At 71.6% G+C, this 25,780-nt stretch carries 24 protein-coding genes and 2 tRNA genes; 8 read left to right on the plus strand and 18 right to left on the minus strand.

What is annotated here, in order from left to right:
* Positions 1–147 precede the first annotated feature (147 nt).
* Positions 148–1,449, plus strand: a complete 1,302-nt coding sequence (locus ACIOHP_RS23555; RefSeq protein WP_401890445.1) for a M6 family metalloprotease domain-containing protein — start codon at positions 148–150, stop codon at positions 1,447–1,449.
* Between the two features lie 48 nt (positions 1,450–1,497).
* Here ACIOHP_RS23555 and ACIOHP_RS23560 read toward each other — a convergent pair.
* The 7 genes from ACIOHP_RS23560 to ACIOHP_RS23590 all read right to left on the minus strand — a co-directional run bounded on the left by ACIOHP_RS23560 (position 1,498) and on the right by ACIOHP_RS23590 (position 7,719).
* Positions 1,498–1,571 (minus strand) — tRNA-Lys (locus ACIOHP_RS23560).
* Positions 1,562–2,158, minus strand: coding sequence for a bifunctional DNA primase/polymerase (locus ACIOHP_RS23565; RefSeq protein WP_361479021.1), 597 nt, complete (start codon positions 2,156–2,158; stop codon positions 1,562–1,564). Before ACIOHP_RS23565 ends, ACIOHP_RS23560 begins: the two co-directional genes overlap by 10 nt.
* Before the next feature lie 107 nt (positions 2,159–2,265).
* Positions 2,266–2,631 (minus strand): hypothetical protein, encoded by a 366-nt coding sequence (locus tag ACIOHP_RS23570; protein WP_361479018.1) that lies wholly within the window; start codon positions 2,629–2,631, stop codon positions 2,266–2,268.
* 94 nt (positions 2,632–2,725) lie between these two features.
* Positions 2,726–4,060, minus strand: a complete 1,335-nt coding sequence (locus ACIOHP_RS23575; RefSeq protein ID WP_401890449.1) for an AAA domain-containing protein — start codon at positions 4,058–4,060, stop codon at positions 2,726–2,728.
* Entirely contained in the window at positions 4,057–5,658 is a 1,602-nt protein-coding gene (locus ACIOHP_RS23580; protein WP_401890453.1) for a hypothetical protein, read from the minus strand. The genes ACIOHP_RS23575 and ACIOHP_RS23580 overlap by 4 nt, the downstream gene beginning before the upstream one ends.
* Positions 5,649–6,815: a hypothetical protein gene (locus tag ACIOHP_RS23585; protein WP_401890455.1), complete on the minus strand. Its 1,167-nt coding sequence runs from the start codon at positions 6,813–6,815 to the stop codon at positions 5,649–5,651. The genes ACIOHP_RS23580 and ACIOHP_RS23585 overlap by 10 nt, the downstream gene beginning before the upstream one ends.
* Positions 6,766–7,719, minus strand: coding sequence for a phosphatase PAP2 family protein (locus tag ACIOHP_RS23590; protein WP_401890458.1), 954 nt, complete (start codon positions 7,717–7,719; stop codon positions 6,766–6,768). Before ACIOHP_RS23590 ends, ACIOHP_RS23585 begins: the two co-directional genes overlap by 50 nt.
* A 191-nt stretch (positions 7,720–7,910) precedes the next feature.
* Between ACIOHP_RS23590 and ACIOHP_RS23595 the strand changes: the two genes are divergently transcribed.
* Positions 7,911–8,507 carry a histidine phosphatase family protein gene (locus tag ACIOHP_RS23595; protein ID WP_361479003.1) on the plus strand — a complete coding sequence of 199 codons (597 nt, stop codon included), beginning with the start codon at positions 7,911–7,913 and terminating at the stop codon, positions 8,505–8,507.
* Here ACIOHP_RS23595 and ACIOHP_RS23600 read toward each other — a convergent pair.
* Entirely contained in the window at positions 8,504–9,979 is a 1,476-nt protein-coding gene (locus ACIOHP_RS23600) for a hypothetical protein (protein ID WP_361539356.1), read from the minus strand. The genes ACIOHP_RS23595 and ACIOHP_RS23600 overlap by 4 nt on opposite strands.
* A gap of 289 nt (positions 9,980–10,268) precedes the next feature.
* Between ACIOHP_RS23600 and ACIOHP_RS23605 the strand changes: the two genes are divergently transcribed.
* Together ACIOHP_RS23605 and ACIOHP_RS23610 are read left to right on the plus strand one after the other, a co-directional pair.
* Positions 10,269–10,682 carry a hypothetical protein gene (locus ACIOHP_RS23605; protein WP_401890461.1) on the plus strand — a complete coding sequence of 138 codons (414 nt, stop codon included), beginning with the start codon at positions 10,269–10,271 and terminating at the stop codon, positions 10,680–10,682.
* 78 nt (positions 10,683–10,760) lie between these two features.
* Positions 10,761–11,630: a spermidine synthase gene (locus tag ACIOHP_RS23610; RefSeq protein WP_401890463.1), complete on the plus strand. Its 870-nt coding sequence runs from the start codon at positions 10,761–10,763 to the stop codon at positions 11,628–11,630.
* A gap of 22 nt (positions 11,631–11,652) precedes the next feature.
* Here ACIOHP_RS23610 and ACIOHP_RS23615 read toward each other — a convergent pair whose 3' ends face one another.
* On the minus strand, positions 11,653–12,162 hold the full coding sequence (locus tag ACIOHP_RS23615) for a hypothetical protein (protein WP_401890466.1): 510 nt from the start codon (positions 12,160–12,162) through the stop codon (positions 11,653–11,655).
* Positions 12,163–12,262: 100 nt separating this feature from the next.
* Here ACIOHP_RS23615 and ACIOHP_RS23620 point away from each other — a divergent pair, with 100 nt between their 5' ends.
* The 3 genes from ACIOHP_RS23620 (at position 12,263) to ACIOHP_RS23630 (ending at position 15,911) form a co-directional block, all read left to right on the plus strand.
* Complete coding sequence (locus tag ACIOHP_RS23620) at positions 12,263–12,952, plus strand: response regulator transcription factor (RefSeq protein ID WP_361478988.1); 690 nt, start codon at positions 12,263–12,265, stop codon at positions 12,950–12,952.
* Positions 12,949–14,355, plus strand: a complete 1,407-nt coding sequence (locus ACIOHP_RS23625; protein ID WP_401890469.1) for a sensor histidine kinase — start codon at positions 12,949–12,951, stop codon at positions 14,353–14,355. Before ACIOHP_RS23620 ends, ACIOHP_RS23625 begins: the two co-directional genes overlap by 4 nt.
* A 107-nt stretch (positions 14,356–14,462) precedes the next feature.
* Positions 14,463–15,911, plus strand: a complete 1,449-nt coding sequence (locus tag ACIOHP_RS23630; protein WP_401890472.1) for a cellulose binding domain-containing protein — start codon at positions 14,463–14,465, stop codon at positions 15,909–15,911.
* A gap of 76 nt (positions 15,912–15,987) precedes the next feature.
* On the opposite strand, the gene ACIOHP_RS23635 is transcribed toward ACIOHP_RS23630, so the two are convergent.
* From ACIOHP_RS23635 to ACIOHP_RS23650, 4 genes are all read right to left on the minus strand, one after another.
* On the minus strand, positions 15,988–17,424 hold the full coding sequence (locus ACIOHP_RS23635; protein WP_361539338.1) for a GH1 family beta-glucosidase: 1,437 nt from the start codon (positions 17,422–17,424) through the stop codon (positions 15,988–15,990).
* A gap of 97 nt (positions 17,425–17,521) precedes the next feature.
* Positions 17,522–18,427 (minus strand): carbohydrate ABC transporter permease, encoded by a 906-nt coding sequence (locus ACIOHP_RS23640; protein ID WP_401890475.1) that lies wholly within the window; start codon positions 18,425–18,427, stop codon positions 17,522–17,524.
* Positions 18,428–18,438: 11 nt separating this feature from the next.
* Positions 18,439–19,449, minus strand: a complete 1,011-nt coding sequence (locus ACIOHP_RS23645; protein ID WP_327717277.1) for a sugar ABC transporter permease — start codon at positions 19,447–19,449, stop codon at positions 18,439–18,441.
* A 5-nt stretch (positions 19,450–19,454) separates the two neighbouring features.
* Positions 19,455–20,777: an extracellular solute-binding protein gene (locus ACIOHP_RS23650; protein ID WP_361539331.1), complete on the minus strand. Its 1,323-nt coding sequence runs from the start codon at positions 20,775–20,777 to the stop codon at positions 19,455–19,457.
* A gap of 392 nt (positions 20,778–21,169) precedes the next feature.
* On the opposite strand from ACIOHP_RS23650, the gene ACIOHP_RS23655 reads away from it, so the two are divergent.
* A complete protein-coding gene (locus ACIOHP_RS23655; RefSeq protein WP_361478967.1) occupies positions 21,170–22,225 on the plus strand; it encodes a LacI family DNA-binding transcriptional regulator in 1,056 nt (351 codons plus the stop codon).
* A gap of 46 nt (positions 22,226–22,271) precedes the next feature.
* Here ACIOHP_RS23655 and ACIOHP_RS23660 read toward each other — a convergent pair whose 3' ends face one another.
* From ACIOHP_RS23660 to ACIOHP_RS23680, 5 genes are all read right to left on the minus strand, one after another.
* Positions 22,272–22,772: a GNAT family N-acetyltransferase gene (locus ACIOHP_RS23660; protein ID WP_401890480.1), complete on the minus strand. Its 501-nt coding sequence runs from the start codon at positions 22,770–22,772 to the stop codon at positions 22,272–22,274.
* A 65-nt stretch (positions 22,773–22,837) separates the two neighbouring features.
* Positions 22,838–22,910 (minus strand) — tRNA-His (locus ACIOHP_RS23665).
* 116 nt (positions 22,911–23,026) lie between these two features.
* Positions 23,027–23,629, minus strand: coding sequence for an oligoribonuclease (gene orn / locus ACIOHP_RS23670; protein WP_307030288.1), 603 nt, complete (start codon positions 23,627–23,629; stop codon positions 23,027–23,029).
* 118 nt (positions 23,630–23,747) lie between these two features.
* On the minus strand, positions 23,748–24,941 hold the full coding sequence (locus ACIOHP_RS23675) for a helix-turn-helix domain-containing protein (RefSeq protein WP_401890483.1): 1,194 nt from the start codon (positions 24,939–24,941) through the stop codon (positions 23,748–23,750).
* 377 nt (positions 24,942–25,318) lie between these two features.
* Positions 25,319–25,624, minus strand: a complete 306-nt coding sequence (locus ACIOHP_RS23680) for a hypothetical protein (protein WP_361539318.1) — start codon at positions 25,622–25,624, stop codon at positions 25,319–25,321.
* Positions 25,625–25,780 lie beyond the last annotated feature (156 nt).

Here is a 25,780-nt window from a genome sequence, read left to right on the forward strand (position 1 = left end):
CACCTGGACGGCTTGTTGGGGCGCCCGACCAGGTGTGACGTTCCGTGAGCGATTCGGGGTGTCGCTTCTGACGGTTCTTCGCCGTACTCACTCGTCTGGTGCAGACAAACAGGGCGTAGTACGACAATCTCACACAGGCTGGGTGCGGTGTCCCGCGAACCGCACCCGGAGGTCTCTGTGCCGCGCCCTTTCCCGCGCCCTCGACTGCGCAGCACCGCGGCCTTGTTCACCACCATGTCGGCTTTGGCCGCCACCTCTCTCATCACCGGTCCGTCGGCCGCCGAACCCTTCTCGGCCGAACCCTGTGCCCTGACCCGCACTCAGGCGCACCACTCCGAGGGTCTGGACACCTGGAACACCGCCTATCCGCGCCCGGCCCGCGCGCTGGACGCGGTGATGGTGTTCCTGTCCTTCCCGGACGCGACCCCGCGCACCACGCCCGGCGAACTGGCCGCCGACCACTTCCCGGCCACCAGCCGCTTCTTCGAACAGGCTTCCTACGGCAAGTTCACGCTGCGCCCGCATCCGCTCCGGCAGTGGATCCGGATGCCGCAGCCGTCCACGGCGTACGCCATACAGCGCGACTGGAGCGCGTCCCACCGCGCCGCCTATCTGCGCGACGCGCTGACCGCGGTGGACGGGGTGGTGGACTTCTCCCGGTACGACGTCGTCTACTTCGTCGCCGATCCGGACGCGCCCGGCGTGGACTCCGACGCGACGAAGGTTGTCAACCTGGACGTCCCGCTGCGGGCCGACGGCACGGACATCCGCCGGGTCGTCACGGTCTTCGAGCAGCATCCGCCGGACCGGCTGGTCCTCGCCCATGAGACCGGTCATGTCTTCGACCTGCCCGATCTCTACCACCGCCCCGTGGACGGCAAGGGCGACTGGGACACGTTCGTCGGCGACTGGGACCTGATGGGCAGCCAGTTCGGACTGTCGCCGGACCTGTTCGCCTGGCACAAGTGGAAGCTGGGCTGGCTGGAGCAGCGGCAGGTGGCGTGTGTGCGCGGCTCGACGCGGCTGACGCTGGAGCCGCTCGGTGCGGGTGTGGGGGCGGGCGTGGGTGTGGGTGCGGCGGGTACGGCCGGGGCGGCTTCCTTCGGGCTGGGGCGCGGCACCAAGCTCGCGGTGGTCAGGACCGGGCCCGACAGTGCCCTCGGCTTCGAGGCGCGCGGTGCGGTCGGCAACGACACGGCGACCTGCCGCGAGGGCGTGCTCGTCTACCGCGTGAACGCCGGCTCCCCGTCCGGCGGCGGCCCGGTCCAGGTGCTCGATGCCCACCCCCGCACCGAGGCCTGCTGGGAGGGCTCGGTGTACCCACCCCTCGCGGACGCCCCCGTCGCCCTCGGTGAAAGCTTCACGGTGCCGGGCACGGGAGTACGCGTGGACGTGGAGAATCGCACGGCCTCGGGAACCTGGACGGTACGGATCACGCCCAGCGCATAGCGGACACGGCAAAGGCCCCTCGCTCTCGCGAGAGGCCTCTCCGTGTCGTGCGCCGCCAGGGACTCGAACCCCGGACCCGCTGATTAAGAGTCAGCTGCTCTAACCAACTGAGCTAGCGGCGCCTGCTGACGTCGTAGACCTTAGCACCCTGATCGGCGGGAGGAAAAATCGATATCCGCACGGCAGCGCGGGCCGCCCGTACGGCTGCCCACAGCAGGATCTCGGGGCCCGGCAGCCAGGGGTGACGGGTGTCGGGGGCGACGAGCCAGCGGCTGTCGAACGGGGTCGGGGCGGCGTCCGTCGGCCTCGGGGCGGGGACGGTCACCGCGTCTCCGGCGCCATGGCACAGCAGCGGCGGAACCGCTCCCGTACGGCCGAACTCCTCCCACCGCAGCAGCGAGGGCAGCCGATGCGCCGTGCCCGGCGCGGCGAACAGCAGCGTCCGCCCGCGGAACACCGCGACCGGCCCCGAGCCCGGCCCCTCGCCCCACAGCCGGTCGAGCATCCGGCGCCCGAAGATCGCGGGCACGCTGACGACGTCGAAGGCGGTGCCGCAGGGCAGGACGACCGGCGCGTCCGGCCGGTCCCTCCACAGGGCCAGCGTGCTCCGTGGATACGTTCCTGCCGAGGCGAGCCACTCCGCCCCGTCCGCGGTGACGCCGTAGACGTCGGAACGGTCTGCGAAGAGCTCCTTGGGTGTGTCGCTCATGCCTCAAGGTGTACCGGGCGTGAGCATGCCGTTTCGAAGGGTTGCCGGAAACCGGGACAGGTGAGGGTGCGGGGGAGTATCTTGCTCGCCTGGCATATGCCAGAGCTTTACGCAGGGTCGATGGTGCCCTTGCCCTCGGCACCCCGCATCAGGTCCCGGCCGAACTCGATCATCTTCTTGGCATAGTCCTCGGTCCACTCGGCCCGTTCCGCGATGTCCGCCGCCGTCAGCCGGTCGAACCGCCGCGGGTCCGCCAGCTGGGCCGCCGCGAGCGCCTGGAACTCCACGGCACGGTCCGTCGCCGCGCGGAAGGCATGCGTCAGCTCCGTCGCCCGGGCCAGCAGCGCCCGGGGATCGTCGATGGACTCCAGGTCGAAGAAGTGCTCCGGATCGGAGGCCACCTCCGCGGGCTCGAAGAGCAGGGGCGCGGGGCGTAGCCGCGGTTCATGCCGACGCGGCGTGGGCTCCGCCATGTCTTCTCCTCCTCGTACGTTGCCGATGACCCGCCTGTCGGGAGTGGGCCGTCGTCCATTGTCTCGTGGCCGCGCAAGGGCGCGGTAAAGCAGCTCAAGACCTCCAGATCACCTTGTGCTCGGCCAGCCGCGCCAGCACCGCGTGGTTCGCCTCCCAGCCATCCGGAAACTTCACCACCGTCCCCAGCTGCACCGGCTCCGTCGACGGATAGTCGTCCAGCAGCTCGCTCACCCCCGCCCGGCAGACCACGATGCACGCGTGCCGGTGGCGGGAGGCGAGGACGCAGAGGCGGCCTGTCTCCAGGTGGAAGGCGGTCGCGTCGGGGCGGCCGGAGAGCGGGTGCAGGACGACCGTGACGTCGTACTCGCGGCCCTGGAGACGGTTCGCCGTGTCGACCGTCACCTCCGTGACGCCCAGCTCGGCCAGGGCCGCGCGGACGGCCGCCGCCTGGTCGCGGTGGGCCGTGCCGACGGCGACGCGGTCGGCGGTGAGGGGGGCCGGGTCCGGTGAGCGCTCCGAGGTCGCCGCGCCGCCCCGGTCCAGCAGCCGGCGCACGACCGTCGCCACCGCCCGCACCGCCTCCGGATCGGTGCGCGGAGTGTGCCGCGCGGGCAGCTCCAGCAGACCCCAGCCCGACCGAGCCGCCTCGTCGATCACCCGGTCGGGACCGGAGCCGTCCGACGCGACCGCGAAGGCGAGGCTCCGGTCGCCGTGGTCAGTGCCGCTGCGGAAGGGCGTGAACGGGTAGAACGCGTCGGAGACCAGCTGTGCCGCCGACGCCGGGAGCCGCCAGGACACCGGGAGACGGTGCTGCGGCAGCTCCGGGTTGTGGGCCAGCAGGGTCGTCACCGCCGACGCCGATGGGTCGTACGACAATCCCGCCCACTGCTCGCTGCCCACGATCGCGAAGGGGTCCAGCTGACCCGGGTCGCCCACGAACAGCGCCCGCTCGAACAGTCCGGCCACGGCCAGCAGCGAGTCCGAGCGCATCTGGTACGCCTCGTCGACGATCGCGTGCTGCCACGGCTCGTCGACCTTGACGTGCGCCCACTTCGCGGCGGTGGAGAGGGTGACCGGGAGACCGGCCAGCTCCGCCGGCTTCGCCGACTTCCGTACGTTCGTCAGCTCGTCCAGTGCCTTGTCGTACGCGTCCGTGTCGCTGCTGTGCAGCCGGCCGACCGGCAGCTCCGGGTTCTTCTCCGCGAGCCGCAGCACCAGATCGTCGACCTGGGCGTTGGTCTGCGCGACGACCATCAGCGGGCGCCCCGCCTCGGCCAGTTCGAGCGCCGCGCGGACGACCAGTGTGGACTTGCCGGCACCGGGCGGGGAATCGACGACGACACCGCGCCTGTCGCTGTGCAGGGTGTCGTGGAGGATCGCGTCGGTGGCCTGCGCGGCGGCCGTACCCGGGTCGAAGACCGTGGTCACAGAACATCCTCCTCGGTCGGGCGGTCGGCGGCCTCCGGGACCGCCTCGCCGGGCGGTCCGCCGTGCGTCCAGGGCGTGGCCTCCGGGTCGGGCAGCTTCGCACCGCCGCGCTGCTCGTGCTCGAAGAGGGTGAAGCAGAGCCGGTCGCCCTTCTCCGGCACGGACCCGGTCTCGGGCTCCTTGCCGCGGCCCATCTTGTCGAGGATCCGCAGGACGATCAGGGCGGCCTCCTCCCCCTCGCTCTCGTATCCGACGAACTCGGCCGTCTGCGGCTTGCCGCCCAGCGAGCGGTACACCTTCACGCGCTCCCCGAGGTAGGGCCGGTCGTCCGTGCGGACCGTGACCAGCGGGCGCGGGCTGGGCCGCTTGCCCTCGCTGTACGTCATCACGACGTCCGTGACCTCGCCCGCGAACGCCTCCCCGGACAGTCGCCGCCCCGCCATCACCAGCGGGTCGTCCAGGGCCTCCTGCGCCTCCAGACGGGCCTGCTCGCGCTCGCGCGTGGCGAGCTTGTTGGCGGCGGTGACCGCGTCGTCGCGGCGCGGCTGCGGGGGCTCGCCGGCCAGGACACGGTCGCGGTGGCTGGTGAAGGACCAGCGGTCCCGCGTCCAGCGCTCCTCGACGCGCGCGCCCTCGGGCAGCGTCCGCAGCAGATCCAGGCCGCGCCACACCGCGTCCCAGGTGGGCCGGGTCCGGCTCTCGACCAGCTTTCTGATCTCCCGCTCGGCGGTGGTGAGTTCCCCGAGCCGGTCGTCCGCCTGAAGACCGTCCTCGGCGGCGGCGAGGGCGGTACGCGCGCGGTCGTAGCGCTCGATGGCCGGGGCGAGCAGTTTGTTGTCGAACGCCGGGTCGGTGGCGGGACCGGCCGGCGGGTGCAGCAGCTGCCCCTTCGCGTCCCGGCCGAGCTCCGCCTCCAGGGCGGCCTCGGCGCCGGTCGTGCCCTCCGGCGGGTCGATCCAGGCGAGCAGTGCGCCCAGGTGCTGGTCCTCCAGGGTGGACTGGCCGGTCGCCCAGTGCCGGGACAGCACCTCCGTCGCGGCGAGCAGCAGGGAGGAGCCGGGGACCCGGGCCCGCTCCCCGAAGTGGGTCAGCCACCGGCCCAGCAGCGGCACGCGCGGTGGTGCGGGATGCGGGGACTCGGGGTCCTGCTCGGCCGTACGCCGAAAACGCATCGAGCGTCCCAGCAGCCGTACGAGGTCGATGCCCGCGCGGCTCGGCACGATCAGCTGCGGGGCGTCCGCGCACAGCTCGACCTCGACCTTGACCCGCTTGCCGGTCTCCGGGTCGGTCTCGTTGCGCTCGGCCGCCTCGACGGCTTCCGCGTAGGTGTCGACGTACGGCAGCACGATGTCCGCCAGCTCGGCCAGGAACGCGAACCGCAGATCGCGGTCGCGCGGCTGCGGTACGACGAGGAGGCGCGGGGCGTCCCGGTCGGTGCCGACGAGCGCGCCCAGCGGGGCGCCGGCCTCACCGGCGGTGGTGAGCGGCACGAGGACGAGGGGCTGGTCGGAGAGGTGCCGGTGCCGGACCGTGGCGGAGGGCTGGGCGCGGCCGGTGGTGACGGCCTCCAGGCGGGCGAGGGTGGTGATCAGTGACATGCCGGTGCCTCCGGCGCGGTCGATCCGGGCGCCATGGCGCTCAGTGCCTCGGCCCGCAGCTGCGCGGCTCTGCGCAGGGCGGCCACCGCCGGGTCCTCGGCGTCCCCGGCCTCTCCCCGGGCCGCGGCCAGGACGTCCGGCACGGTGGTCAGGCCGCCGAGCTCGGCCCGCACCGACCGGCCCAGGGACGTCACCGCGCCGGCCGCGCGGGAGCGGTCACGGCAGTGGAAGGCCAGCTCGCACGCGGCCAGGCACTCGGGCGCGTACGTCGCCGGGACCGACTCGACGGCCGCCGTCAGCTCCTCGGCGGGCCGGGCGGGGTCGAAGCAGGTGCCCTCGGGGAGCGTCTCGGCGATGTCCTGGACACGGGTGAGACGGGCCAGCTGGCGCCCGGTCACGGCCCGCTGCTTGCGGATGTCGACGGCGGACGCGGTGGGCAGGTTGGAGAAGTCCTTGGGGCAGACGAGAAGCACCCGGTCGCGCACCGCGGGAGCGGGGGCGTCTTCCTGGGTGAGACGCGCCGCGACCTGCTCCAGCGCCAGCACGTACACCGCCGCCTGCCGCGCCGCCGCGCCCACCTTCGCCGGATCCGCCGAACCGTCCAGCATCGGGAAGGACTTGATCTCCACGACCGTCCACGTGCCGTCCGGGTGCACGACCACCGCGTCCGGCTCCAGGAAGGCGGGGGAGCCCGCGACGTCCAGCGCGAGCATCGGATGGTCGAGCAGCGTCCACTCACCGGCCGCCTCGGTGGCCTCGCGCAGCGCCAGCGCCGTCCGGGCCGTGCGCCCCTCGGGGCCGATCGCCGTCAGCTCGGGCACCCGCGCGTGGGCGGGCGGCTCGGCGGACCGGTCCAGCCTCTCGTGGACCAGCCGCAGCAGCTCCGCGCCGCCGTCCGCCTTGACCTTCGCCTCGAACGCGTTGCCCCGGGTGAGCGCGAACTGCGACTGACCGAACGCCGACGGCGAGCCGAGCGCGCCCGCCAGTGCCGCCTTGTTCACCCCGGCGCCGTCCAGGATCGCGCGCCGTCTGCAGCCCGGGTTCGCGGCGAGGGCGGCCAGGGCGCGGGCATCCAGCGCCTTGGCCGGTACGTCGGGACCGCGCAGCTCAGCGAGCTGTTGCCGGAGCGCCGTCCCCCGCTTCCGAGGGGGAGGCACTCGGCTCGGCTCCTGGTGCGAACCGTGTCTCGCGCTGCCGTGGAATTCGCTCACCCGCGGAAGTCTGGCATCCGGCACTGACAATTGAGGCCTGTGCGCCAGGAGTGCTCACCGCGGCAGGCGCGAGGACCACCGCCGCGCGCGCCTTGAACCGGTCCGCGCCGCGCAGCACCAACGGCGCGAGCAGCAGCCCGACACCCATGACGGCGGCGCCCGCGACCGCGTCGAGGAAGTAGTGGTTGGCGGTGCCCATCACGACGATCGTGGTGATCAGCGGGTAGGCGACACCCAGCGCCTTCGTCGTACGCGTGCCGCCGTAGCGCCACAGCATGACTCCGCACCACAGGGCCCAACCCACATGCAGGCTCGGCATGGCCGCGTACTGGTTCGTCATGCCGCCCATGCCCCGGGGCGCGCTCGCCTCGCCACCCCACCAGCCGTACGAGCTGTACTGGGCCATCGTGTCGACGAAGCCGTAGCTCTCCGACAGCAGCCGGGGCGGGCAGGTCGGCAGCAGGGTGAAGCCGATGAGGCCGATGAACGTCGAGGTCATCAGCCAGGTGCGGGCCGCGCGGTACTGGACCGTGCGGGAGCGGAACAGCCAGACCAGGATCACGGGGGTGACCAGGTAGTGCAGCGACGCGTACCAGAAGTCGGCCGGTACACCGATCCAGGTCTCGTTGGTGAACAGGCGGTTGAGCGGGTGCTCCGCGTTGATGTGGAGGAACTTCTCCACCTTCAGGATCGCCAGACCGTGGTCGACGGCGTGCGTGACGTCGCCCCGCGCGAGGAGCCGGCCCGCCGAGTAGCAGGCGTACACCAGGAGGATCAGCGGCAACTCCGTCCACCAGCGCAGACGGGTTTGCGAGGCAGCCTCGATGCCTGGTGTCTCGGCGTGCGGCATCCGATCGCCTCCCCCTTCTTGTTGCGGCGTCCGGTTGCCCGGTCTTACCACTTTACGGTGTATGTGTTCGCCCCTGTTGAGGGCCCCCGGCCCTCTAGGACGCAGAGATCGCCCGACGGGTTGCCCCCGCACAGGGTGCGGGATGATGGATGCGGCCCGCCCGCATTTTTCCTTGAAAGGTCCCTCCGATCATGGCACCGCGCATCCTGCTGGCCCGGCACGGACAGACCGAATGGTCGCTGGCCGGGAAACATACCGGCAGGACCGATGTGCCGCTCCTGGAGGAAGGGCGCAGAGGCGCCAAACTACTCGGTGAGCGGCTGCACCGGGCGCCGCTCGACGGTCTGCCCGGGGTCGAGGTGCGCACCAGCCCGCTGGCACGCGCGCGTGAGACGTGCGAGATCGCCGGATTCAAGGAGCGCGCGAGCGAGTGGGACACGCTCCTCGAGTGGGACTACGGCGCGTACGAGGGCATGACCCCGGCCGACATCCACGCCGTCCGCCCCGGCTGGCTCATCTGGCGCGACGGGGTGCCCGGGGGCGAGACGCTCGCCGAGGTGACGGCCCGCGCGGACGAGGTGGTCGCCTGGGCGCGCGCGGCGGACCGGGACGTCCTGGTCTTCGCGCACGGGCACATCCTGCGGTCCATAGGCGCACGCTGGCTGGGCCTGCCGCTCGACTTCGCCGCGCGGATCCGGCTGAACCCGACGTCGCTGTCGGTCCTGGGCTGGGCCTACGGCGAGCCGGCGATCGAGAGCTGGAACGACCTGGGGCATCTGGCGGGCTAGGCCGATCGCGGCACGCTCGCGTGCCGCTCCAGGAACGTGGAGACCCCCGACGCCCTGCGGTGCGGCAGCAGCACCCGCGCCGTCCCCGCCAGCATGGTCTGGATCCGTGACGACTGCACCTGGCTCAGCAGGTCCAGGACGCGCATCCCCGCCGCCGCGGCCTCGTCGGGCCGGCCGCCGCGGGCCAGGTCGTCCGCCAGTTCGGCCGTGTACAGGGCGATGTTGCGGCTGAAGTGGGGGTCCTGCAGCTCGGCCGCGCGGTGCGCGTGGCGGGCCGCGCGCGGCCAGTCGCCCAGCGTCGACCAGCACTGCGCCTCCAGGCCCTCCAGTTCGGCCTCGCCGTAGAAGCTCATCCACTCGGGGTCGGCGTCCGAGGGGCCACGGTCGAAGAGGGCCTGGGCGCGGGCCAGCGCCTGTTCGCAGCCGGTGCGGTCGGCGAGCCCCGCCCAGCCGCCCGCCTCGCGCAGCGCGAGCAGCGACATCAGCCGCGCGGAGCCCAGCGGACGTCCGACGCGCTGCGCGGCCTGCGCGGCGCGCAACGCCTCCCGAGGGCGCCCCGCGTCGCGTGCGAGGAACGCCGTGTTGCAGAAGGCGTGCGACTCCAGGGCGGCGTCACCGGTCATCCGGGCGGTCGCGAGCGCCTCCGCGTAGTGCGAGCGCGCGTCGTCGTACCGTCCCGAGTCGTGCGCCAGCCAGCCCACCGAGATGGCGAGCTCACCCGCGCCCGAGTGCAGGCGGTCGGCGGTCGTCTGCCGGGTGGCTCCGGCGTCCAGCAGCGCGTACGCGGCGCGCAGCGGCGTCGCCGCGCGCCGGTACAGCCCGTCGGCGCCGTGCCGGTCGTCCAGCAGCCGGATCCTGCGGACCGCTTCGTCCAGGGCGTCCACCTCGCCCGCCCCCACGCGGCGGACGGGGCGTCCCGAGGCCGCGGCGACGGGTGTCCCCCCGCCCGGGCCGAGTCGGGAGGGGGGGAGGGTGAGCCCGATGGGGGTCAGTGAGGCGGCGGCCACCGTGGCGCCCCCGCCGGTCATGAATGCGCGACGCAGCACGTCGCTCTCCTCGTTGTCGTACGTCTCGTAGGGGTCCTGCGGGTCATACGGCTCGTACGCCCCCCATGTCTCACCCGTGGCGCGCACGGGAGTCGAGACGCATGCCGGGGGCGCGACCTCGGTGGTGCGCGCCCCGCGTCCGCGTACGGACGAGCGGGGGGCGAACCCCAGATCGGTGAGCGTGCGGCCGGGGAACATGTGCAGGAACACCCGCTCGTACGCGTAGTTGGGGCAGCGGATCTCGCCCGCCTCGACCCGGCCCACATAGCGCGCGTCACAGCTGACCCGCTCGCCGATCTCGCGGGCGGCCCGTCGCACCGCCGCGGCGAACTCGGCCGGGGAGCGCTGTCCGCGCAGCTCCCGGAACGCGAGGTTCGGCCGCGGTGGCCTGGGGTACTGGGACGAGGTCATCGTTGACGACGCCATGGCCGGGTCCTCTCGTGCGAACCGTCGAACCATGCCGGATTCGGGGTGAGTTATGCGTGTGACACCCTGTTTCCAGCGGGCATGAACGTACCCGCTGTGCCGGACCCGCCACGCAGGGTTTGGCTACAAACCGGATATCTCATCCGGGATCTGCCATGAACTGCCATCCTTTGCGGCTGACTTCCGCCGTAGCCGTTGACGCCGCCGGGCGTTGAACTCCACAGGACCGGGAGCCGCCCGACTCCCGCACCCGCTCGTGACGAGGAGGGGTTCCGTGGTGGAGGCCGGGATGGAGACCAGGCAGAGCATCGAAGTGTGTGCGCCGCTGACGCGGTGCGGCGAACCACCGGTACCGGAGGCCGGGTGCGACCTCGTCACGGTGCCGACCCGGCAGGGCCTGGAGGCGGTCGACATCCTGCGGCGCGGGGCGGGGGACGCGGTGGGGCCGGTTCTCCACGACGACGGCGGCGACACCCTCGGCTTCGTGGTCCCGCCGGGCACGGCCGCCGCGTGGGACGTACCGGGCAGCACCTGTACGGAGACCGACGGGCGGGGGCTGCGGCTGAACCCCGAGCCTCCGGTGGAGGGCTCGGACTGGCTGCTGCCACCGGGCGAGGCCGACCTGGCGACGGACCCGGTGGTGCTGCGGGCGGCGCTCGGGGAGGCGGCGCGGTTGATCGAGGCGGCGGACAACTGCCGGTGACGTGACGGGGCCCGGCGCCGGTCCGGGCCAAGAGCCGCCCCGGCGGCACGACCGCCCGCCGCTTGCGACAATGCCCCCATGGGAAAGTCCAGGAGCGGCCGGCGCGGCCAGGCGGTCGCCGAAGCCGTCGTAGAAGCCGTCGACGGCGGCCTCGCCGAGCTCATACCCGACCGGGAGCGCGCGCGTGCCTGGACGCTGCTGATCGACGGGGCGCCGCAGTCCCACCTCGACCTGGACGACCCGGCGTACCTCTCCTTCGAGTACCAGCGCCGCCTCGGGCACGTCATCGACCTGGTCGCGCCGCCCGGGAAGCCCGTCCACGCCGTGCACCTCGGCGGAGGCGCGTTCACCCTCGCGCGGTACGTCGCCGCCACCCGTCCCCGCTCCACCCAGCAGGTCGTGGAGCGCGACGCGGCCCTCGTCCAACTGGTCCGCCGCGAGCTGCCGTTGGATCCGAACGCCCGGATCAGGGTGCGCTCGACGGACGCCCGCGAGGGGCTCGCCAAGGTGCCCGACGGCTGGGCCGATCTCGTCATCGCGGATGTGTTCAGCGGGGCCCGCACACCGGCCCACCTGACCTCGACGGAGTTCCTCGACGAGGTCCGCCGGGCCCTCAAACCCGCCGCCGTCTACGCCGCCAACCTCGCCGACGGCCCCCCGCTCGCGCATCTGCGCGGCCAGATCGCCACGGCCGCCGCCCGCTTCGAGCACCTCGCCCTGATCGCCGACCCGACGGTCCTGCGCGGCAAACGCTTCGGCAACGCGGTCCTGGTCGCCTCCGACGCCCCGCTCCCCGTCCCCGAACTCACCCGCCGAGCCGCCTCCGACCCCCACCCCGGCCGCCTCGAACACGGCAAGTCCCTCACCGACTTCACGGGAGGGGCCGCACCGGTGACGGACGCCGCGGCGGTCGCGTCACCCGCGCCGCCGCCGTCGGTCTTCCGCTAGCGGGCTCCGAGACGGCTCCCCGCTAGTACGTCCCCACCTCGACCCGGGGCGCGCTGTCGTGCCAGGTGCAGAACACCGACACCCGGTCCGCTCCCGAGGCGAACTCCACCCGGATCCACGTCTCCGTCTTCCACACCTGCATCGACCAGCCCGCGCCCGGAGTCGCCGACACGAGGGTCGCGGAGGTCCTGCCGAGGTCGAAGACCGCGCGGCCGCCCTCGGTGTCGTAGCTCTTGACCTGGCCCGACGCGGAGGGGGAGGGGCCGGGGGTCTTCGTCGGCGTCTTCGAGGGCGAGGGTGTCGGAGTGCGGGACGGTGTGCGCGACGGGCTCGCCGACGGTGTCGACCGTGCCGTGGACGACGCCAGCGGCTTGGACTCCTGGGTCGTCGCGTCGGCGGCCGTGATCGGCAGGGCGCGCGGCGGGTCGTAGGCCGTGCCCGCCATCACCGTGTGGACGCCCCACCACGACAGCGTGACCGCCGCGCCCGTGGCGAGCGACCACGCCAGTACGTGTATGAGTCCTCTGCGCATCGCGGGCCATACTGCCTCACCTGTCCCCCGCGTTGTCCACAGGCGGGAGTTGTCCACAGGCACCGGATGGGCCTCCCCCGCATGGCGTACGGTGCGGCGCATGGCAAGTGTGCTCGTGGTCGAGGACGACCAGTTCGTACGCTCGGCGCTGATCCGGCATCTCACCGACGCCGCACACACGGTGCGCAGTGTCGGTACGGCGCTGGAGGCGCTGCGCGAGGTCGCCCATATCCGTTTCGACGTGGTCATCCTCGACCTCGGTCTGCCCGACCTGGACGGGTCCGAGGCACTGAAGATGCTGCGCGGCATCACCGACGTCCCTGTGATCATCGCCACCGCGAGGGACGACGAGGCGGAGATCGTCCGGCTGCTGAACGCGGGCGCGGACGACTACCTGACCAAGCCGTTCTCCGTCGAGCACCTGTCCGCGCGGATGGCCGCCGTCCTACGACGCTCCCGGGCCGTCGTCGGCGAGGCGCAGCCGGAGTCCGTGCTCCGGGTCGGCGGCCTCGTCGTCGACCCGCTGCGCCGCCAGGCCGAACTGGACGGTGCCCGCCTCGATCTCACCCGCCGCGAGTTCGACCTGCTCGCCTTCCTCGCCGGCCGCCCCGGCGTCGTCGTCCCCCGCAAGGAACTCCTCGCCGAGGTGTGGCAGCAGTCCTACGGCGACGACCAGACCATCGACGTCCATCTGTCCTGGCTGCGCCGCAAGTTGGGCGAGACCGCCGCGCGACCGCGGTATCTGCACACCCTGCGGGGCGTCGGCGTGAAGCTGGAGCCGCCGCTGTGAGATGGGCACTCGTCAAGGTCTGCCTCGCCGTCACCACCATGGTCGTGGTCGCCTTCGCCGTCCCCCTCGGCCTGGTCATCAAGGAGATGGCCCGGGACCGCGCCTTCTCCAACGCCGAGCGCGAGGCCGCGGCCGTCGCGCCCGCCCTGTCCATCACCACCGACCGGGACCAGCTGGAGCGGGTCGTCGCCTCCGCCGGTTCGGAGGCCGAGATGGCCGTGCACATACCGGCCGCCGCCGGCACCCGGGCCGTCGACATCGGACGGCAGCGCGCCGCCGACGGCGACATCGCGACCGTACGGAAGCTGGGCCGCGCCTCCACCAGCGAGGTGGACGGCGGCTCCACGCTGCTCCAGCCGATCGCGCTCAGCTCCGGTGAGATCGCGGTCGTCGAGGTCTACGTCCCGCAGTCCGAGGTCGGCCACGGCGTCGCCACGGCATGGGCGGTGCTCGCCGGCGTCGGCCTCGCCCTGATCGTCGGCTCGGTCGCGGTCGCGGACCGGCTGGGCGTACGGATGGTGCAGCCCGCCCAGCGGCTCGTCGAGGGCGCGCGCGAACTGGGGGAGGGGAAGCTGGGCTGCCGGGTGCCCGAGGAGGGGCCGACCGAACTGCGGCTCGCGGCGGCGGCGTTCAACTCCATGGCCGACCAGGTCGTACAACTCCTCGCGAACGAGCGGGAGCTGGCGGCCGACCTGTCCCATCGCCTGCGGACGCCCCTGACCGTGCTGCGGCTCAACACGGCCTCGCTCGGTGACGGGCCCGCCGCCGAACAGACCCGGGCCGCGGTGGCCCAGCTGGAGCGCGAGGTCGACACGATCATCCGGACGGCGCGGGAGGCCAAGCCGCAGACCGCGGCCGCCGGGCCCGGCGCCGGATGCGATGCCGCCGAGGTGGTCCGGGAGCGGATGGCGTTCTGGTCGGCGCTCGCCGAGGACGAGGGGCGCAAGGTGCGGGTGGCCGGTGTGGAGCGGCCGGTGCGCATACCCGTGGCCCGCGCCGACCTCGCGGCCGCGCTGGACGCCCTGCTCGGCAATGTCTTCCGGCACACCCCCGAGGGCACCGCCTTCGCGGTCGACGTGCACAACGGCGAGGACGCGGTCATCGTGCTGGTCTCGGACGCGGGGCCCGGCATCCGCGATCCCGAGGCGGCGATGGCCCGTGGACGCGGGTCGGGGAGTGCCGGGTCGACCGGGCTCGGCCTGGACATCGTGCGCCGGCTCGCGGAGGAGACCGGCGGGGACGTGCGGATCGGGGCCTCCGTGCTGGGCGGCACCGAGGTGCGGATCTGGATCCAGCCGGCCGGGCGCGAGCGCACACCCGGCCGGGGGCACCGAGGGGGCGTACGACGCCGCCGGCGCGGCAGATTGGTCTCGACCTTTAACCGGTCCCGATCCCTTCCTTAAGCGCACCCTAAGATCCTCGCCCCCCGTCCCGAACAGGCCGTTTGCCCGATTCGAGCTCGCTAGCGTGCTGCCGCACCCCACCCCCGAACCACGAAGGCAGGCACGTCATGAGCACGCACCGGCGCAAGGTGAGCGGCAGAAACAAGGTGATCGCCGGGGCTGTCGCCGCGGCCGTGGTCGGCGGCGGCGCGATCCTGCTCACCGGTACGGCTCAGGCGGCCGGGGTCGGCGCCGCGTACACCAGGACCAGTGACTGGTCGACCGGCTACACCGCCCAGTACGTCGTGACGAACAACAGCGGGGAGACCGAGAAGGACTGGGCGCTGGAGTTCGACCTGCCGGCCGGGTCCCGGCTGAGCTCCCTGTGGAACGCCGAGTCCGGCGTCAGCGGGCAGCACGTCACCGTGCGGCCGGCCAAGTGGGACACCGAAGGCCTGGCCCCCGGCAAGTCCGTCACCGTCGGCTTCGTGGTCAACGGCACCGGCGACCCGGCCGGTTGTCTCATCGACGGCGCCGCGTGCTCCGCCGACGACGGGGCCACGCCGGAGCCCAGCGGCCGCCCGACCGAGACAGCGACCCCGACCGCCACCCCGACCCCGACGGCGACCGGCACCCCCACGGCCACCGCGTCCCCCTCGACCAGCAGCGGCACCGGCACCCCCACAAGCGCCGGCTTCGCCCCCTACGTCGACACCTCCCTCTACCCGGCCTTCGACCTGGTCGCCACCGCCGAGGCCACCGGCGTCAAGGACTACAACCTCGCCTTCGTCACCGACGGCGGCGGCTGCACCCCGAAGTGGGGCGGCGTGACCGACCTCGCGAGCGACGCCGTGGCCGCCCAGATCGGCGAGCTGCGGGCCAAGGGCGGCGACGTCCGGGTGTCGTTCGGCGGCGCCGCTGGCTCGGAGCTGGCGACGACCTGCTCGTCGGCGGCCGCGCTGGCGACGGCCTACGAGAAGGCCGTGGCCGCCTACGACCTCACCAAGGTCGACTTCGACGTCGAGGGCGGCGCGCTGCCCGACACCGCGGCGAACACCCGCCGTGCGCAGGCCATAGCCGAGCTCCAGAAGGACCACCCGGACCTGGACGTCTCCTTCACCCTCCCGGTGATGCCGGAGGGCCTGACCCAGGCGGGCGTGGACCTGCTCGCCGACGCCAGGAAGAACGGCGTCGACATCACCACCGTCAACATCATGGCGATGGACTACGGCCCGGCCTACAGCGGCGACATGGGCACCTACGCCGAACAGGCCGCCACCGCCACCCAGGCCCAGGTCAAGAGCGTCCTCGGCCTCTCCGACAGCGCCGCCTGGAAGGCCGTCGCCGTCACCCCGATGATCGGCGTCAACGACGTCACCACCGAGATCTTCAAGGTCGACGACGCCACCCAGCTGGTGAACTTCGCCAAGTCCAAGGGGATCGGCTGGCTGTCCATGTGGTCGGCCACCCGCGACAAGCAGTGCTCGGGCGGAGCGAAGAACTACGCCGACGCCACCTGCAGCTCGATCGTCCAGGACCAGCACGCGTTCTCGAAGGCGTTCGCGGCCTACAACTGACGCCCCCCACGGGCCGGGGCGCGGCATCCCCCTCGGATGCCGCGCCCCTCCCCCGCCCGTGATGGTCCAGCCCCCGCTAGACCTCCGGCACCGGGGACAGCGTGCCCGAGCGGGCCGCCTGTCCGTACCAGAGAGCGCTCGACTTCGGCGTACGCGCGAGGGTCGCGTAGTCGACGTAGACGGCGCCGAAGCGCTTCTCGTAGCCGTACGCCCACTCGAAGTTGTCCATCAGCGACCACAGGTAGTAGCCGCGCACGTCCGCGCCGTCCGAGACAGCGCGGCGGACCGCGGCGAGGTGGCCGTGGAGGTAGGAGATGCGCTCCGGGTCGTGGACGCGGCCGTCGGGGTCGGGCTTGTCGTCGTAGGCCGCGCCGTTCTCCGTGATGTACAGCGGCAGGCCCGGGGCCTCACGCGTGTAGCGCATGATCAGCTCGTGCAGGCCGGTCGGGTCGATCGACCAGCCCATCTCCGTGCGCTCGCCCGGAGTCTGGTGGAAGGCGACGTCGTCCGCGCCCGGCCACGGGGAGAACTCGCTGGCCCCGTGGCCGTCCGCGCGCGGACCGCTCAGATCGTTGTCCGCCGCCGACACCAGCGCCGGCGTGTAGTAGTTGAGGCCCAGCGCGTCCAGCGGCTGGTTGATCGCCCGCAGGTCGCCGTCCTCGACGTAGGACCAGTCCGTGATCAGCTCCGTCGCCGCGAACAGCGACTCCGGGTACGCCCCGTGCAGTATCGGACCGTGGAAGACCCCGTTGGCCAGGTCGTCGATCTTCCGGGCCGCGGCCAGGTCCGCCGGGTCCTGCGAAACCGGCCGCACCACCGAGGAGTTGAGGCTCAGCGCCACCGAGTTGCGGGCCGGCATCGCCGCCCGCAGGGCCGAAGTGGCCAGCCCGTGCGCCAGGTTCAGGTGATGGGCCGCCTTCAGCGAGGCCGCCGGGTCGGTGCGGCCGGGTGCGTGCACCCCGGACGCGTAGCCCAGGAAGGCGCTGCACCAGGGCTCGTTGAGGGTGATCCACTGCTCCACCCGGTCGCCGAGCGCCTCGCCGACGATCTGCGCGTACTCGGCGAAACGGTAGGCCGTGTCACGCTCCGGCCAGCCGCCCGCGTCCTCCAACTCCTGCGGCAGATCCCAGTGGTAGAGCGTCACGGCCGGCTTGATGCCCTTGTCCAGCAGCTCGTCCACCAGACGGCGGTAGAAGTCCAGGCCCACCTGGACCGCCGGGCCCCGGCCCGTCGGCTGCACACGCGACCAGGAGATCGAGAAGCGGTACGCGTTCAGGCCGAGGTCCGCCATCATCGCCACGTCGTCGCGGTAGCGGTGGTAGTGGTCGACAGCGATGTCACCGTGCTCGCCGCCGGCGGTCTTGCCGGGCGTATGGCTGAAGGTGTCCCAGATCGAGGGCGTACGGCCGCCCTCCCGCACCGCCCCCTCGATCTGGTACGCCGAGGTCGCGGCGCCCCAGAGGAAGGCGGGGGGAAAGGTCACCGGGGTCGCCGGCGTAGCGGGCTCAGGCATGGAAGCGCTCCCATTGGAGGTCGTGGAGACCGACGGGTAGATGGGGGGAAGGGAAGGGGCCGAGGCGGCGATGACCCGGCCCCCGGGAAAGTGGAGGTCAGCCCTTGACGGCACCCTGCATGATGCCGCCGACGATCTGCTTGCCGAAGATCGCGAAGACGATCAGCAGCGGCAGCGTGCCGAGCAGCGCGCCGGCCATGATCAGGGACTGGTCCGGGGTGTAGCCACGGCCCAGACCCGCCACCGCGACCTGCACGGTCGGGTTGCCGTTCTGGGTCAGGACCAGGAAGGGCCACAGGAAGTCGTTCCACGTCTGCACGAACATCAGCATGCCCAGCACGGCCATCGCGGGCCGCGCCGCCGGGAACACGACGTGCCAGATCACGCGCCAGCTGCTCGCGCCGTCCACCCGGGCCGCCTCGATGATCTCGTCGGGCAGCGCCTGGATCAGGTACTGCCGCATGAAGAACACACCGAACGCGCTGACCAGCGAGGGCAGGATCACCGCCTGCAGCTGGTCGGACCAGTCGAGCTTGGCGACCATCATGTACAGCGGGATCACGCTCAGCTGCGGCGGCACCATCATCGTGCCGATCACGATCAGCATCATGGCGCCACGGCCCTTGAAGCGCAGCTTGGCGAAGGCGAACCCGGCGATCGTCGACAGGACGACGATGGTGATCGCCGAAACCCCCGCCACGAACGTGGTGTTGATGAACGCCTCGCCCAGGTTGGCGTCGGTCCAGGCGAGTTCGAGCTTGTCGAACAGTCCCGAACCGAACCAGAACGGCGGCGGGTTCTGCGCCAGGCGCTGGTTGTCGCGCGAGGCGGCGATCGCCGTCCACACCAGCGGGAACAGCGAGCCGACGGTGAACAGGGCGAGGATCACATACGCGATCGGCCCGGCGTGCAGGGTGCCGCCCGCACGGGCGGCCTTGGGACCTCGTACCCGCTTCTGCTCCTTGGGGGGAGTGTCGGAGGGCGGAGTCAATGTCGTCGTCACGGCCGGTTCTCCTAACTACTGGCGCGCAGCCGGCGCGAGATGACGTAGTTGACGATCCCGATGACGATGAGGATCAGGAACATCGTCCACGCGATCGCGGAGGCGCGGCCCAGGTGTTGGTTGACCCAGCCCTGCTCGTACAGGTACAGGCCGAGCGTCTGGAACTGGTGCTGGGATCCGCCGGAGGCCCCCTTGCTGGCGTCGAACAGCAGCGGTTCGCCGAACAGCTGGGAGGCGCCGATGGTGGAGACGACCACCGTGAACAGGATCGTCGGCCGCAGCGCGGGCAGCGTCACATGCAGGAACTGCCGCCAGCGGTTGGCCCCGTCCAGGGCGGCGGACTCGTACAGGTCCTGCGGGATCGCCTGCATCGCCGCCAGGTAGATCAGCGCGTTGTAGCCGGTCCAGCGCCAGATGACGATCGAGGAGACCGCGATCTGCGAGGCCCACTTGTCGTTCTGCCAGTCGATGTTGTCGATGCCGACCTGGTTCAGCGCCCAGTTGATCATGCCGTAGTCACGGCCGAAGAGCAGGACGAAGACGAGCGAGGCGGCGGCGATCGACGTCGCGTACGGGGCGAGCATCGCGACCCGGTAGAAGGTCGAGGCGCGCAGCTTGTAGTTGAGGATGTGCGCGAGGCCCATCGCCATCAGCAGCTGCGGCACCGTCGAGATGATCCCGATGGTCAGCGTGTTCTTCGCCGCGTTCCAGAAGAAGTCGTCGTCGAAGATCCGCGTGTAGTTCCTGAAGCCCACCCAGTTCATGTCGGTGGGCGCGGTCAGCTCCACCTGGTGCAGCGAGGCCCAGCCGGTGTAGATCAGCGGGAACAGGCCGAACGCGAGGAAGAGCAGGAAGAACGGCGAGACGAAGGCGTACGGGCTCCAGCGCATGTCGCGCTGCCAGCGCCGCGACAGCCGGGCCCGGCGGCGCTCGTCGTCCGAGGGCCCCGCGGGCGGGCGGGCCGGGGCCGCGCCCCCCTCCTTGGTGGGGGGCGCGGCAGCGGTTTCGTGCCCAGTGGTCATACGGGTCACTGGTCCAGGTTGTTGTCGATGGTCTTCACGGCGTTGTCCCAGGCTTCCTTGGCGGACTTGCCCTGGGTCACCAGGATGACGCCGTTGTCGGTCAGACCCTGCTGGATGATCTGGTCCTTCGGGCCGATCGTCTGGACCGGGATGTTCTTGGCGGCCTCGGCGAAGATCGTGCCGATCGGCGCGTCACCGGTCATGTCGTTCTTGGCGCTCTTCACCTCGGTCGAGTCGTACGCGGCCGGGGTGCTCGGGAAGCTGCCCTGGACGCCGAAGAGCTTGGCCTGCTGCTCGGGTGCGGTCAGCCAGGCGGCCAGCTTCGCGGCCTCCTCGGTGTTCTTGCCGGACTTCGGCACGGTCAGGAAGGACCCGCCCCAGTTGCCGGACTTCGGCGCCTGGGCGATGTCCCACTTGCCGGCCGCATCGGGCTTCGACTTGCCCTTGATGTAGCCGAGCATCCACGGCGGGCAGGACATCGCGGCGAACTTGCTGTTGGCGATGGTGGTGTCCCACGCCGGCTGGAACTGCGTCTGGTTGCCGATCAGTCCGTCCTCGGCGGCCTGGGCCGTGAGGTCGAAGGCGTCCTTGACGGCCGGGTTGGTCTTGTAGATGACCTTGCCGGAAGCGTCGTAGAACCGCTCCTTCTCACCGCTGACGATCGCCTGCAGCAGACCGCCGGGAGAGTCCAGGAAGGTGGTGCCCTTGGGACCCTTCGCCTTGTACTGCTTGCCGACGTCGACGAGCTTGTTCCAGTCACCGGCCCACAGCTTGCCGACCTCCTCGCGGTCGGTGGGCAGACCGGCCGCCTTGAACAGGTCGGTGCGGTAGCAGATGGCCATCGGGCCGATGTCGGTGCCGACACCGACGGTCGCGCCGTCCTTGGTGGTGGCCTGCTCCCACTTCCACTCCAGGTAGTCGCTCTTCTTGCCGTACTTCGACAGGTCGAGCAGCTTGTCGGACTGGGTCCCGACGATCTCGGCGATGTTGCCGACCTCGACCATCTGGATGTCCTGGAGACCACTGTTGGTGGTGAGGTGGTTGATCAGCGCCGGGTAGTAGTTCTCGTTGCGCTCGACGACGGTCTGCTGGATGTCGACGTCCGGGTGGAGCTTCTCGTACTCCTTGTACAGGCCGGACTCCTCGAAGCCGGCGGTGCCGAAGAGGCCGAGCGTGATCTTGGTCTTGCCGCCGCCGCCCCCGGACGACGAGCCTCCCTCGTCGTCCTTACCGTCGTCGGCACAGCCGGCCAGCAGCCCGGCGCCCAGCGACGCTACGGCCGCGAGGACCACCACCCTGCGACGGGCGGTTCGGGTACGTGCTCGCATTGAGTCCTCCTGTTGCCCTGACGTGCCGACCCCCCGGCCAACTGCATTGTTGGGCCCGTTAGTTCTCGCGGCGGCTCGGGCGGGGAACGTGCGGGATGTGTATGTGTCAGGTACTGTGGGAGCGCTCCCATCAGTGATGAGTTGAAGAGTCGTCGGTCTTGGCGGGGGTGTCAAGGGAGTCGGCGAGGAGATATGTCTTCAGTTATCGGCCTGTTAACTAACTCGGGGGTCGGACACCGGCCGACCCTTTTCGGCCTGCCCGGCATGTGAGGGCGAGGCCCTCCGTGCCGACGCGGAGGTCCGGGGACGGCGACCCCCAGGGACGCTCACTGTGATGGACGGGACTGTTACATTCCAGGCCAGCGTCAACATACGGCGGGAAGGCGGAGCCCATGGCAACCCACGGAGCGCGTGGCCGGAGCGGTGGCCGGCCGACCCTCGAAGAGGTGGCCGCGCGTGCCGGAGTCGGCCGCGGCACGGTCTCCCGGGTGATCAACGGCTCGCCCCGGGTCAGTGACGCGACCCGCGCGGCGGTGGAGGCGGCGGTCGCGGAGCTCGGCTACGTCCCGAACACGGCGGCGCGCGCCCTGGCGGCCAACCGGACGGACGCGATCGCGTTGGTCGTCCCCGAGCCGGAGACCCGGTTCTTCGCCGAACCGTACTTCTCGGACATGCTGAAGGGCGTCGCGGCCGAACTCTCCGACACGGAGATGCAGCTGCTGCTGATTTTCGCGGGCAACGACCGTGAAAGGCAGCGGCTGGCCCAGTACTTGGCGGCGCACCGCGTGGACGGGGTGCTGCTGGTCTCCGTGCACGCGGACGACCCGCTGCCGGATCTGCTGGCCCAGCTGGAGATACCGTCGGTGATCAGCGGCCCGCGCTCGGCGGCGGAAACGCTCCCCTCGGTGGACTCGGACAACTACGGCGGCGCCCGGCAGGCGGTGGAACACCTGCTGTCCCGCGGTCGCACCCGCATAGCGCACATCACCGGACGCCTCGATGTGTACGGTGCCCAGCGCCGTATCGACGGTTACCGGGACGCGCTGCGCGAGGCGGGCCTGGAGGCGAACGAGAACCTGATCGAAGCGGGTGACTTCTCGGAGGAGGGCGGCACCCGCGCGATGGCCGCGCTGCTGGCCCGCGTTCCCGACGTGGACGCGGTCTTCGCCGCCTCGGACGTCACGGCGGCCGGCGCCCGCCAGGCGCTCCGCGAGGCGGGCCGCCGCATCCCCGACGACGTCGCCCTCGTCGGCTACGACGACTCCGCCATCGCCCGCCACATGGACCCGCCCCTCACCAGCGTCCGCCAGCCCATCGCCGAGATGGGCCGCCACATGATCGACCTCCTCCTCACCGAGATCGCGGACCGCCGCCCGGCGGTGTCGCGGGGGCTGGAGAGACGGCAGGTGGTGCTGGCCACGGAGCTGGTGGAGCGTACGTCGTCGTAGGGCACCCGCCAACCCCGCGGGAACGCAAGGTGGTTGGCGGTCCGCTTCAGTCGCCCAGCGACAGGCGCCAGACCGTCTCGCCGTCGTGCTGCTCGTCGGTGGGGAGCAGACCCGCAGCTGTGGCGACCGCCGCCGACGCGGTGTGGGCGGGGTGGATGTGGGCCGTGACGGTCCGGACGTAGTGGCGGACCAGCCAGGTCACCAGCGCCCGGGCCGCCTCCGAGGCCAGGCCCTGGCCCTGCCAGGGGGTGCCGACGATCCAGGCGATCTCTGCCTCGTGCTTACCCGTGACCGTGGCCTGGACGGTGCCGATGAGGGTTTCGTCCGTGTGCCGGCGCAGGACCCAGTTGAGCCAGGAGACGGCCGGGTCGGGGGAACCGGTGACCAGACGTTGGTAGCGCGCTCGCAGCTCCTCGACGGTCAGGGGCGTTCCCCCGATGAAGGTGTGCAGGGCCGGGTCGGCGAGTACGGCCGACATCTCCCCGGCGTGGTCCACGCGCAGGGGGAGGAGGTCGAGGCGGGCCGTGCGGATCAGTTCGGTGTGCACGTGGACTCCCGGGACAACGAATCAGCCGGTGACCTCTGTATCGAGGTCACCGGCTGATCACTGAGGGTGAGTGACGGGACTTGAACCCGCGACTTCCTGGACCACAACCAGGTGCTCTACCAGCTGAGCTACACCCACCATGACCGGCTTTCCTGCTTTCAGGTTTCCCTGACCGGCCGAGAAAAAGTGTACAGGGTCCGAAGGGGTGCTCGTGCACGCCTTTTACGGCGCCCCTTCGGCGGACCCTGACGCACTTACTGAGCGGGCAGGACGTACTTCGCGGCGATCGTCTTCGCGGTGTCCGAGTCGGGGCCGGGCTGCGGCACGAACACGGCCTCGCGGTAGTAGCGCAGCTCCGCGATGGACTCGCGGATGTCGGCGAGGGCGCGGTGGTTGCCGTTCTTCTCCGGGCTGTTGAAGTAGGCCCGGGGGTACCAGCGCCGGGCCAGCTCCTTCACCGAGGAGACGTCGACGATCCGGTAGTGGAGGTAGTCCTCCAGCGTCGGCATGTCCCGGAGCAGGAAGCCGCGGTCGGTGCCCACGGAGTTGCCGCACAGGGGGGCCTTGCCGGCCTCCTTGACGTGTTCCCGGATGTAGGAGAGGACCTGCTCCTCGGCCTCGGCCAGCGTCGTGCCGCCGGCCAGCTCGTCGAGGAGCCCGGACGCGGTGTGCATCTGACGCACCACCTCCGGCATCGTCTCCAGCGCCCGGTCCGGCGGTCGGATGACGATGTCCACTCCTTCGCCGAGTACGTTCAGCTCGGAGTCGGTGACGAGGGCGGCAACCTCGATGAGCGCGTCGTCGGACAGCGAGAGGCCGGTCATCTCGCAGTCGATCCACACCATGCGATCGTTCATGCGACCACCCTAAAGCTGACGTCGCCTTTTGGGGGCCCGGCGGTGCGGCGGACCTGAGCGCACGCCCGAACGCCGGACGGGATGAGTCGGTCATCCCGTCCGGCGTTCCGGTACGTCGTTACGATCCGCTGCGCTGTCCCGGCAGGCTCGCCGACAGCTGGGCCGCCGGGCCCATCGAGCTCGCCGCCGCCGTACGGCGGGTCTGGAGCGGGACCGGGCCGCCCTCCGGATGGAGAACGGGTGCCGGGCCCACCGGGCCCCCCGCTCCGTCGCTCTCGGCCTGCCTGTCGCTCTGCGGCCGCCGCGCCCGGTACGCCGCGCGGTACGCCGCCGGCGACGAGCCCAGCTGACGGCGGAAGTGCCCGCGCAGCGCCACCGGCGAACGGAAGCCGCAGCGCCCCGCGACCTCGTCCACCGAGTAGTCCGACGTCTCGAGCAGCCGCTGCGCCTGGAGCACCCGCTGGGTGATCAGCCACTGCAGCGGCGCACTGCCGGTCAGCGAGCGGAAGCGGCGGTCGAACGTCCGACGGCTCATGTAGGCGCGCGCGGCGAGCGTCTCCACGTCGAACTGTTCGTGGAGGTGCTCCAGCGCCCAGGCGACGACCTCGGCGAGCGGGTCGGCGCCGATCTCCTCAGGTAAAGACCTGTCGAGATAGCGCTCCTGACCGCCGGAGCGGCGCGGGGGGACCACCAGACGCCGGGCCAGCGCGCCCGCCGCCTCGTTGCCGTGGTCCGTCCGCACGATGTGGAGACAGAGATCGATTCCGGCCGCCGTACCGGCTGATGTCAGTACGTCGCCGTCGTCGACGAACAGTTCGCGTGGATCCACATGCACCGACGGGTAGCGCTTGGCCAGCGTCGGTGCGTACATCCAGTGTGTTGTCGCGGGACGGCCGTCCAGCAGGCCCGCCGCGGCCAGCACGAAGGCGCCCGTGCACAGCCCGACGATGCGGGCGCCCTCTTCGTGCGCGCGGCGCAGTGCGTCGAGCGCGTCCTCCGGCGGTGGCGAGGTGATCGAACGCCAGGCCGGCACGACGACCGTGCCTGCCCGTGAGATCGCCTCCAGGCCATGTGGCGCGGTGAGTTCCAGTCCCCCTGTGGTCCGCAGTGGGCCTTCCTCGCCGCCGCACACCAATAGGCGGTAGCGCGGCACGCCGGCGTCCTGGCGGTCAATCCCGAACACCGACAGCGGTATGGAACTCTCGAAGATGGGGCCGCCGCTGAACAGCAGCACCGCGACGATCTCCTTGCGGCGTCGCCCGGAAAGTTTCCGGGCCGCGGCTTCCGGCGCGGCAGTGGAGTCGTGGCTCATACTGCTAAGCCCCCCTCGGTGGTCGCGGCTCCTCGGTTGTGTCGCTCCTGCACGTTTCCCCTCGGTCCTGCACGAGTCCCCCGCCGTAAGACGTCAAGATCGAATCTACTGTGTCCAGTGGTGCCGGGGTGACCAGTTCGGCAACCGGCACATTGTCGACATGGCAACTTGGCGTGAAGCATTCGATCACGAAGCGTTGCACTCGCGGGCCGTGCAGGGAAGTGCGCCTCGTCGTAGTGGCCAATCCACGTAGGGTGCGGGGGGCCCTGGAGACCCTTTCCGTGCAGGTCGAACGGGGGGTGGGGGGTGGTGGCGGCAACGGATGCGCGGTGGCCGGAAGTTGGCTGAAAAGATACGGGTCCGTGCATGGAAACCGGTCAAGCGACCGGTGAGTTTCCCCCAGTGTGACGACCGCCTCGATGGGTCCCGTTTCCGGTCCTGTGATGACGGCCACGATGGGGCGCGCTTTCCTCGGCGAGCAGCCGGGCGGCGCCGCGCTCGGACTGGCGCAGCAGGACCCGGCAGACGGCCGTGACGGCGGCCAGGCCGAGGGCCGTGCCCGCCGCGCCGGCGAGCGAGGTGCCGTACCAGAGAAGGACCACGGGGACGAGGGCGCAGCTGAACACCGCCCAGCGGACCACGTCCGTGGCGGAGTCCTCGGAGGGGGGTCGGTGTCCGGACATGTGTTGCTCCCTGGGGCGTGACTGCCGGGTTCAACGCGTGTTCGAGCGGTCGGTCACTGCGCGTACGGCCGTCAGGACCCACAGCCGCGTGAATCCTGTGCAAACCGCCTGTACAGCGCAGCAACCATTGCGTTACGGGCGCACCCTCGTGCATGC

Source organism: Streptomyces sp. NPDC087859 (assembly GCF_044742595.1).
Classification (GTDB): Bacteria; Actinomycetota; Actinomycetes; order Streptomycetales; family Streptomycetaceae; genus Streptomyces; species Streptomyces canus_F.

What these genes read in the sequence shown, in the direction of transcription:
- ACIOHP_RS23680 (WP_361539318.1), bottom strand. Translation starts at nt 25,624, where the DNA reads ATGTCCGGACACCGACCCCCCTCCGAGGACTCCGCCACGGACGTGGTC.
- ACIOHP_RS23675 (WP_401890483.1), bottom strand. Translation starts at nt 24,941, where the DNA reads ATGAGCCACGACTCCACTGCCGCGCCGGAAGCCGCGGCCCGGAAACTT.
- ACIOHP_RS23615 (WP_401890466.1), bottom strand. Translation starts at nt 12,162, where the DNA reads ATGCGCAGAGGACTCATACACGTACTGGCGTGGTCGCTCGCCACGGGC.
- ACIOHP_RS23595 (WP_361479003.1), top strand. Translation starts at nt 7,911, where the DNA reads ATGGCACCGCGCATCCTGCTGGCCCGGCACGGACAGACCGAATGGTCG.
- ACIOHP_RS23655 (WP_361478967.1), top strand. Translation starts at nt 21,170, where the DNA reads ATGGCAACCCACGGAGCGCGTGGCCGGAGCGGTGGCCGGCCGACCCTC.
- ACIOHP_RS23570 (WP_361479018.1), bottom strand. Translation starts at nt 2,631, where the DNA reads ATGGCGGAGCCCACGCCGCGTCGGCATGAACCGCGGCTACGCCCCGCG.
- ACIOHP_RS23635 (WP_361539338.1), bottom strand. Translation starts at nt 17,424, where the DNA reads ATGCCTGAGCCCGCTACGCCGGCGACCCCGGTGACCTTTCCCCCCGCC.
- ACIOHP_RS23645 (WP_327717277.1), bottom strand. Translation starts at nt 19,449, where the DNA reads ATGACCACTGGGCACGAAACCGCTGCCGCGCCCCCCACCAAGGAGGGG.
- ACIOHP_RS23590 (WP_401890458.1), bottom strand. Translation starts at nt 7,719, where the DNA reads ATGCCGCACGCCGAGACACCAGGCATCGAGGCTGCCTCGCAAACCCGT.
- ACIOHP_RS23600 (WP_361539356.1), bottom strand. Translation starts at nt 9,979, where the DNA reads ATGGCGTCGTCAACGATGACCTCGTCCCAGTACCCCAGGCCACCGCGG.
- ACIOHP_RS23620 (WP_361478988.1), top strand. Translation starts at nt 12,263, where the DNA reads ATGGCAAGTGTGCTCGTGGTCGAGGACGACCAGTTCGTACGCTCGGCG.
- orn (WP_307030288.1), bottom strand. Translation starts at nt 23,629, where the DNA reads ATGAACGATCGCATGGTGTGGATCGACTGCGAGATGACCGGCCTCTCG.
- ACIOHP_RS23565 (WP_361479021.1), bottom strand. Translation starts at nt 2,158, where the DNA reads ATGAGCGACACACCCAAGGAGCTCTTCGCAGACCGTTCCGACGTCTAC.
- ACIOHP_RS23605 (WP_401890461.1), top strand. Translation starts at nt 10,269, where the DNA reads ATGGAGACCAGGCAGAGCATCGAAGTGTGTGCGCCGCTGACGCGGTGC.
- ACIOHP_RS23650 (WP_361539331.1), bottom strand. Translation starts at nt 20,777, where the DNA reads ATGCGAGCACGTACCCGAACCGCCCGTCGCAGGGTGGTGGTCCTCGCG.
- ACIOHP_RS23630 (WP_401890472.1), top strand. Translation starts at nt 14,463, where the DNA reads ATGAGCACGCACCGGCGCAAGGTGAGCGGCAGAAACAAGGTGATCGCC.
- ACIOHP_RS23580 (WP_401890453.1), bottom strand. Translation starts at nt 5,658, where the DNA reads ATGTCACTGATCACCACCCTCGCCCGCCTGGAGGCCGTCACCACCGGC.
- ACIOHP_RS23610 (WP_401890463.1), top strand. Translation starts at nt 10,761, where the DNA reads ATGGGAAAGTCCAGGAGCGGCCGGCGCGGCCAGGCGGTCGCCGAAGCC.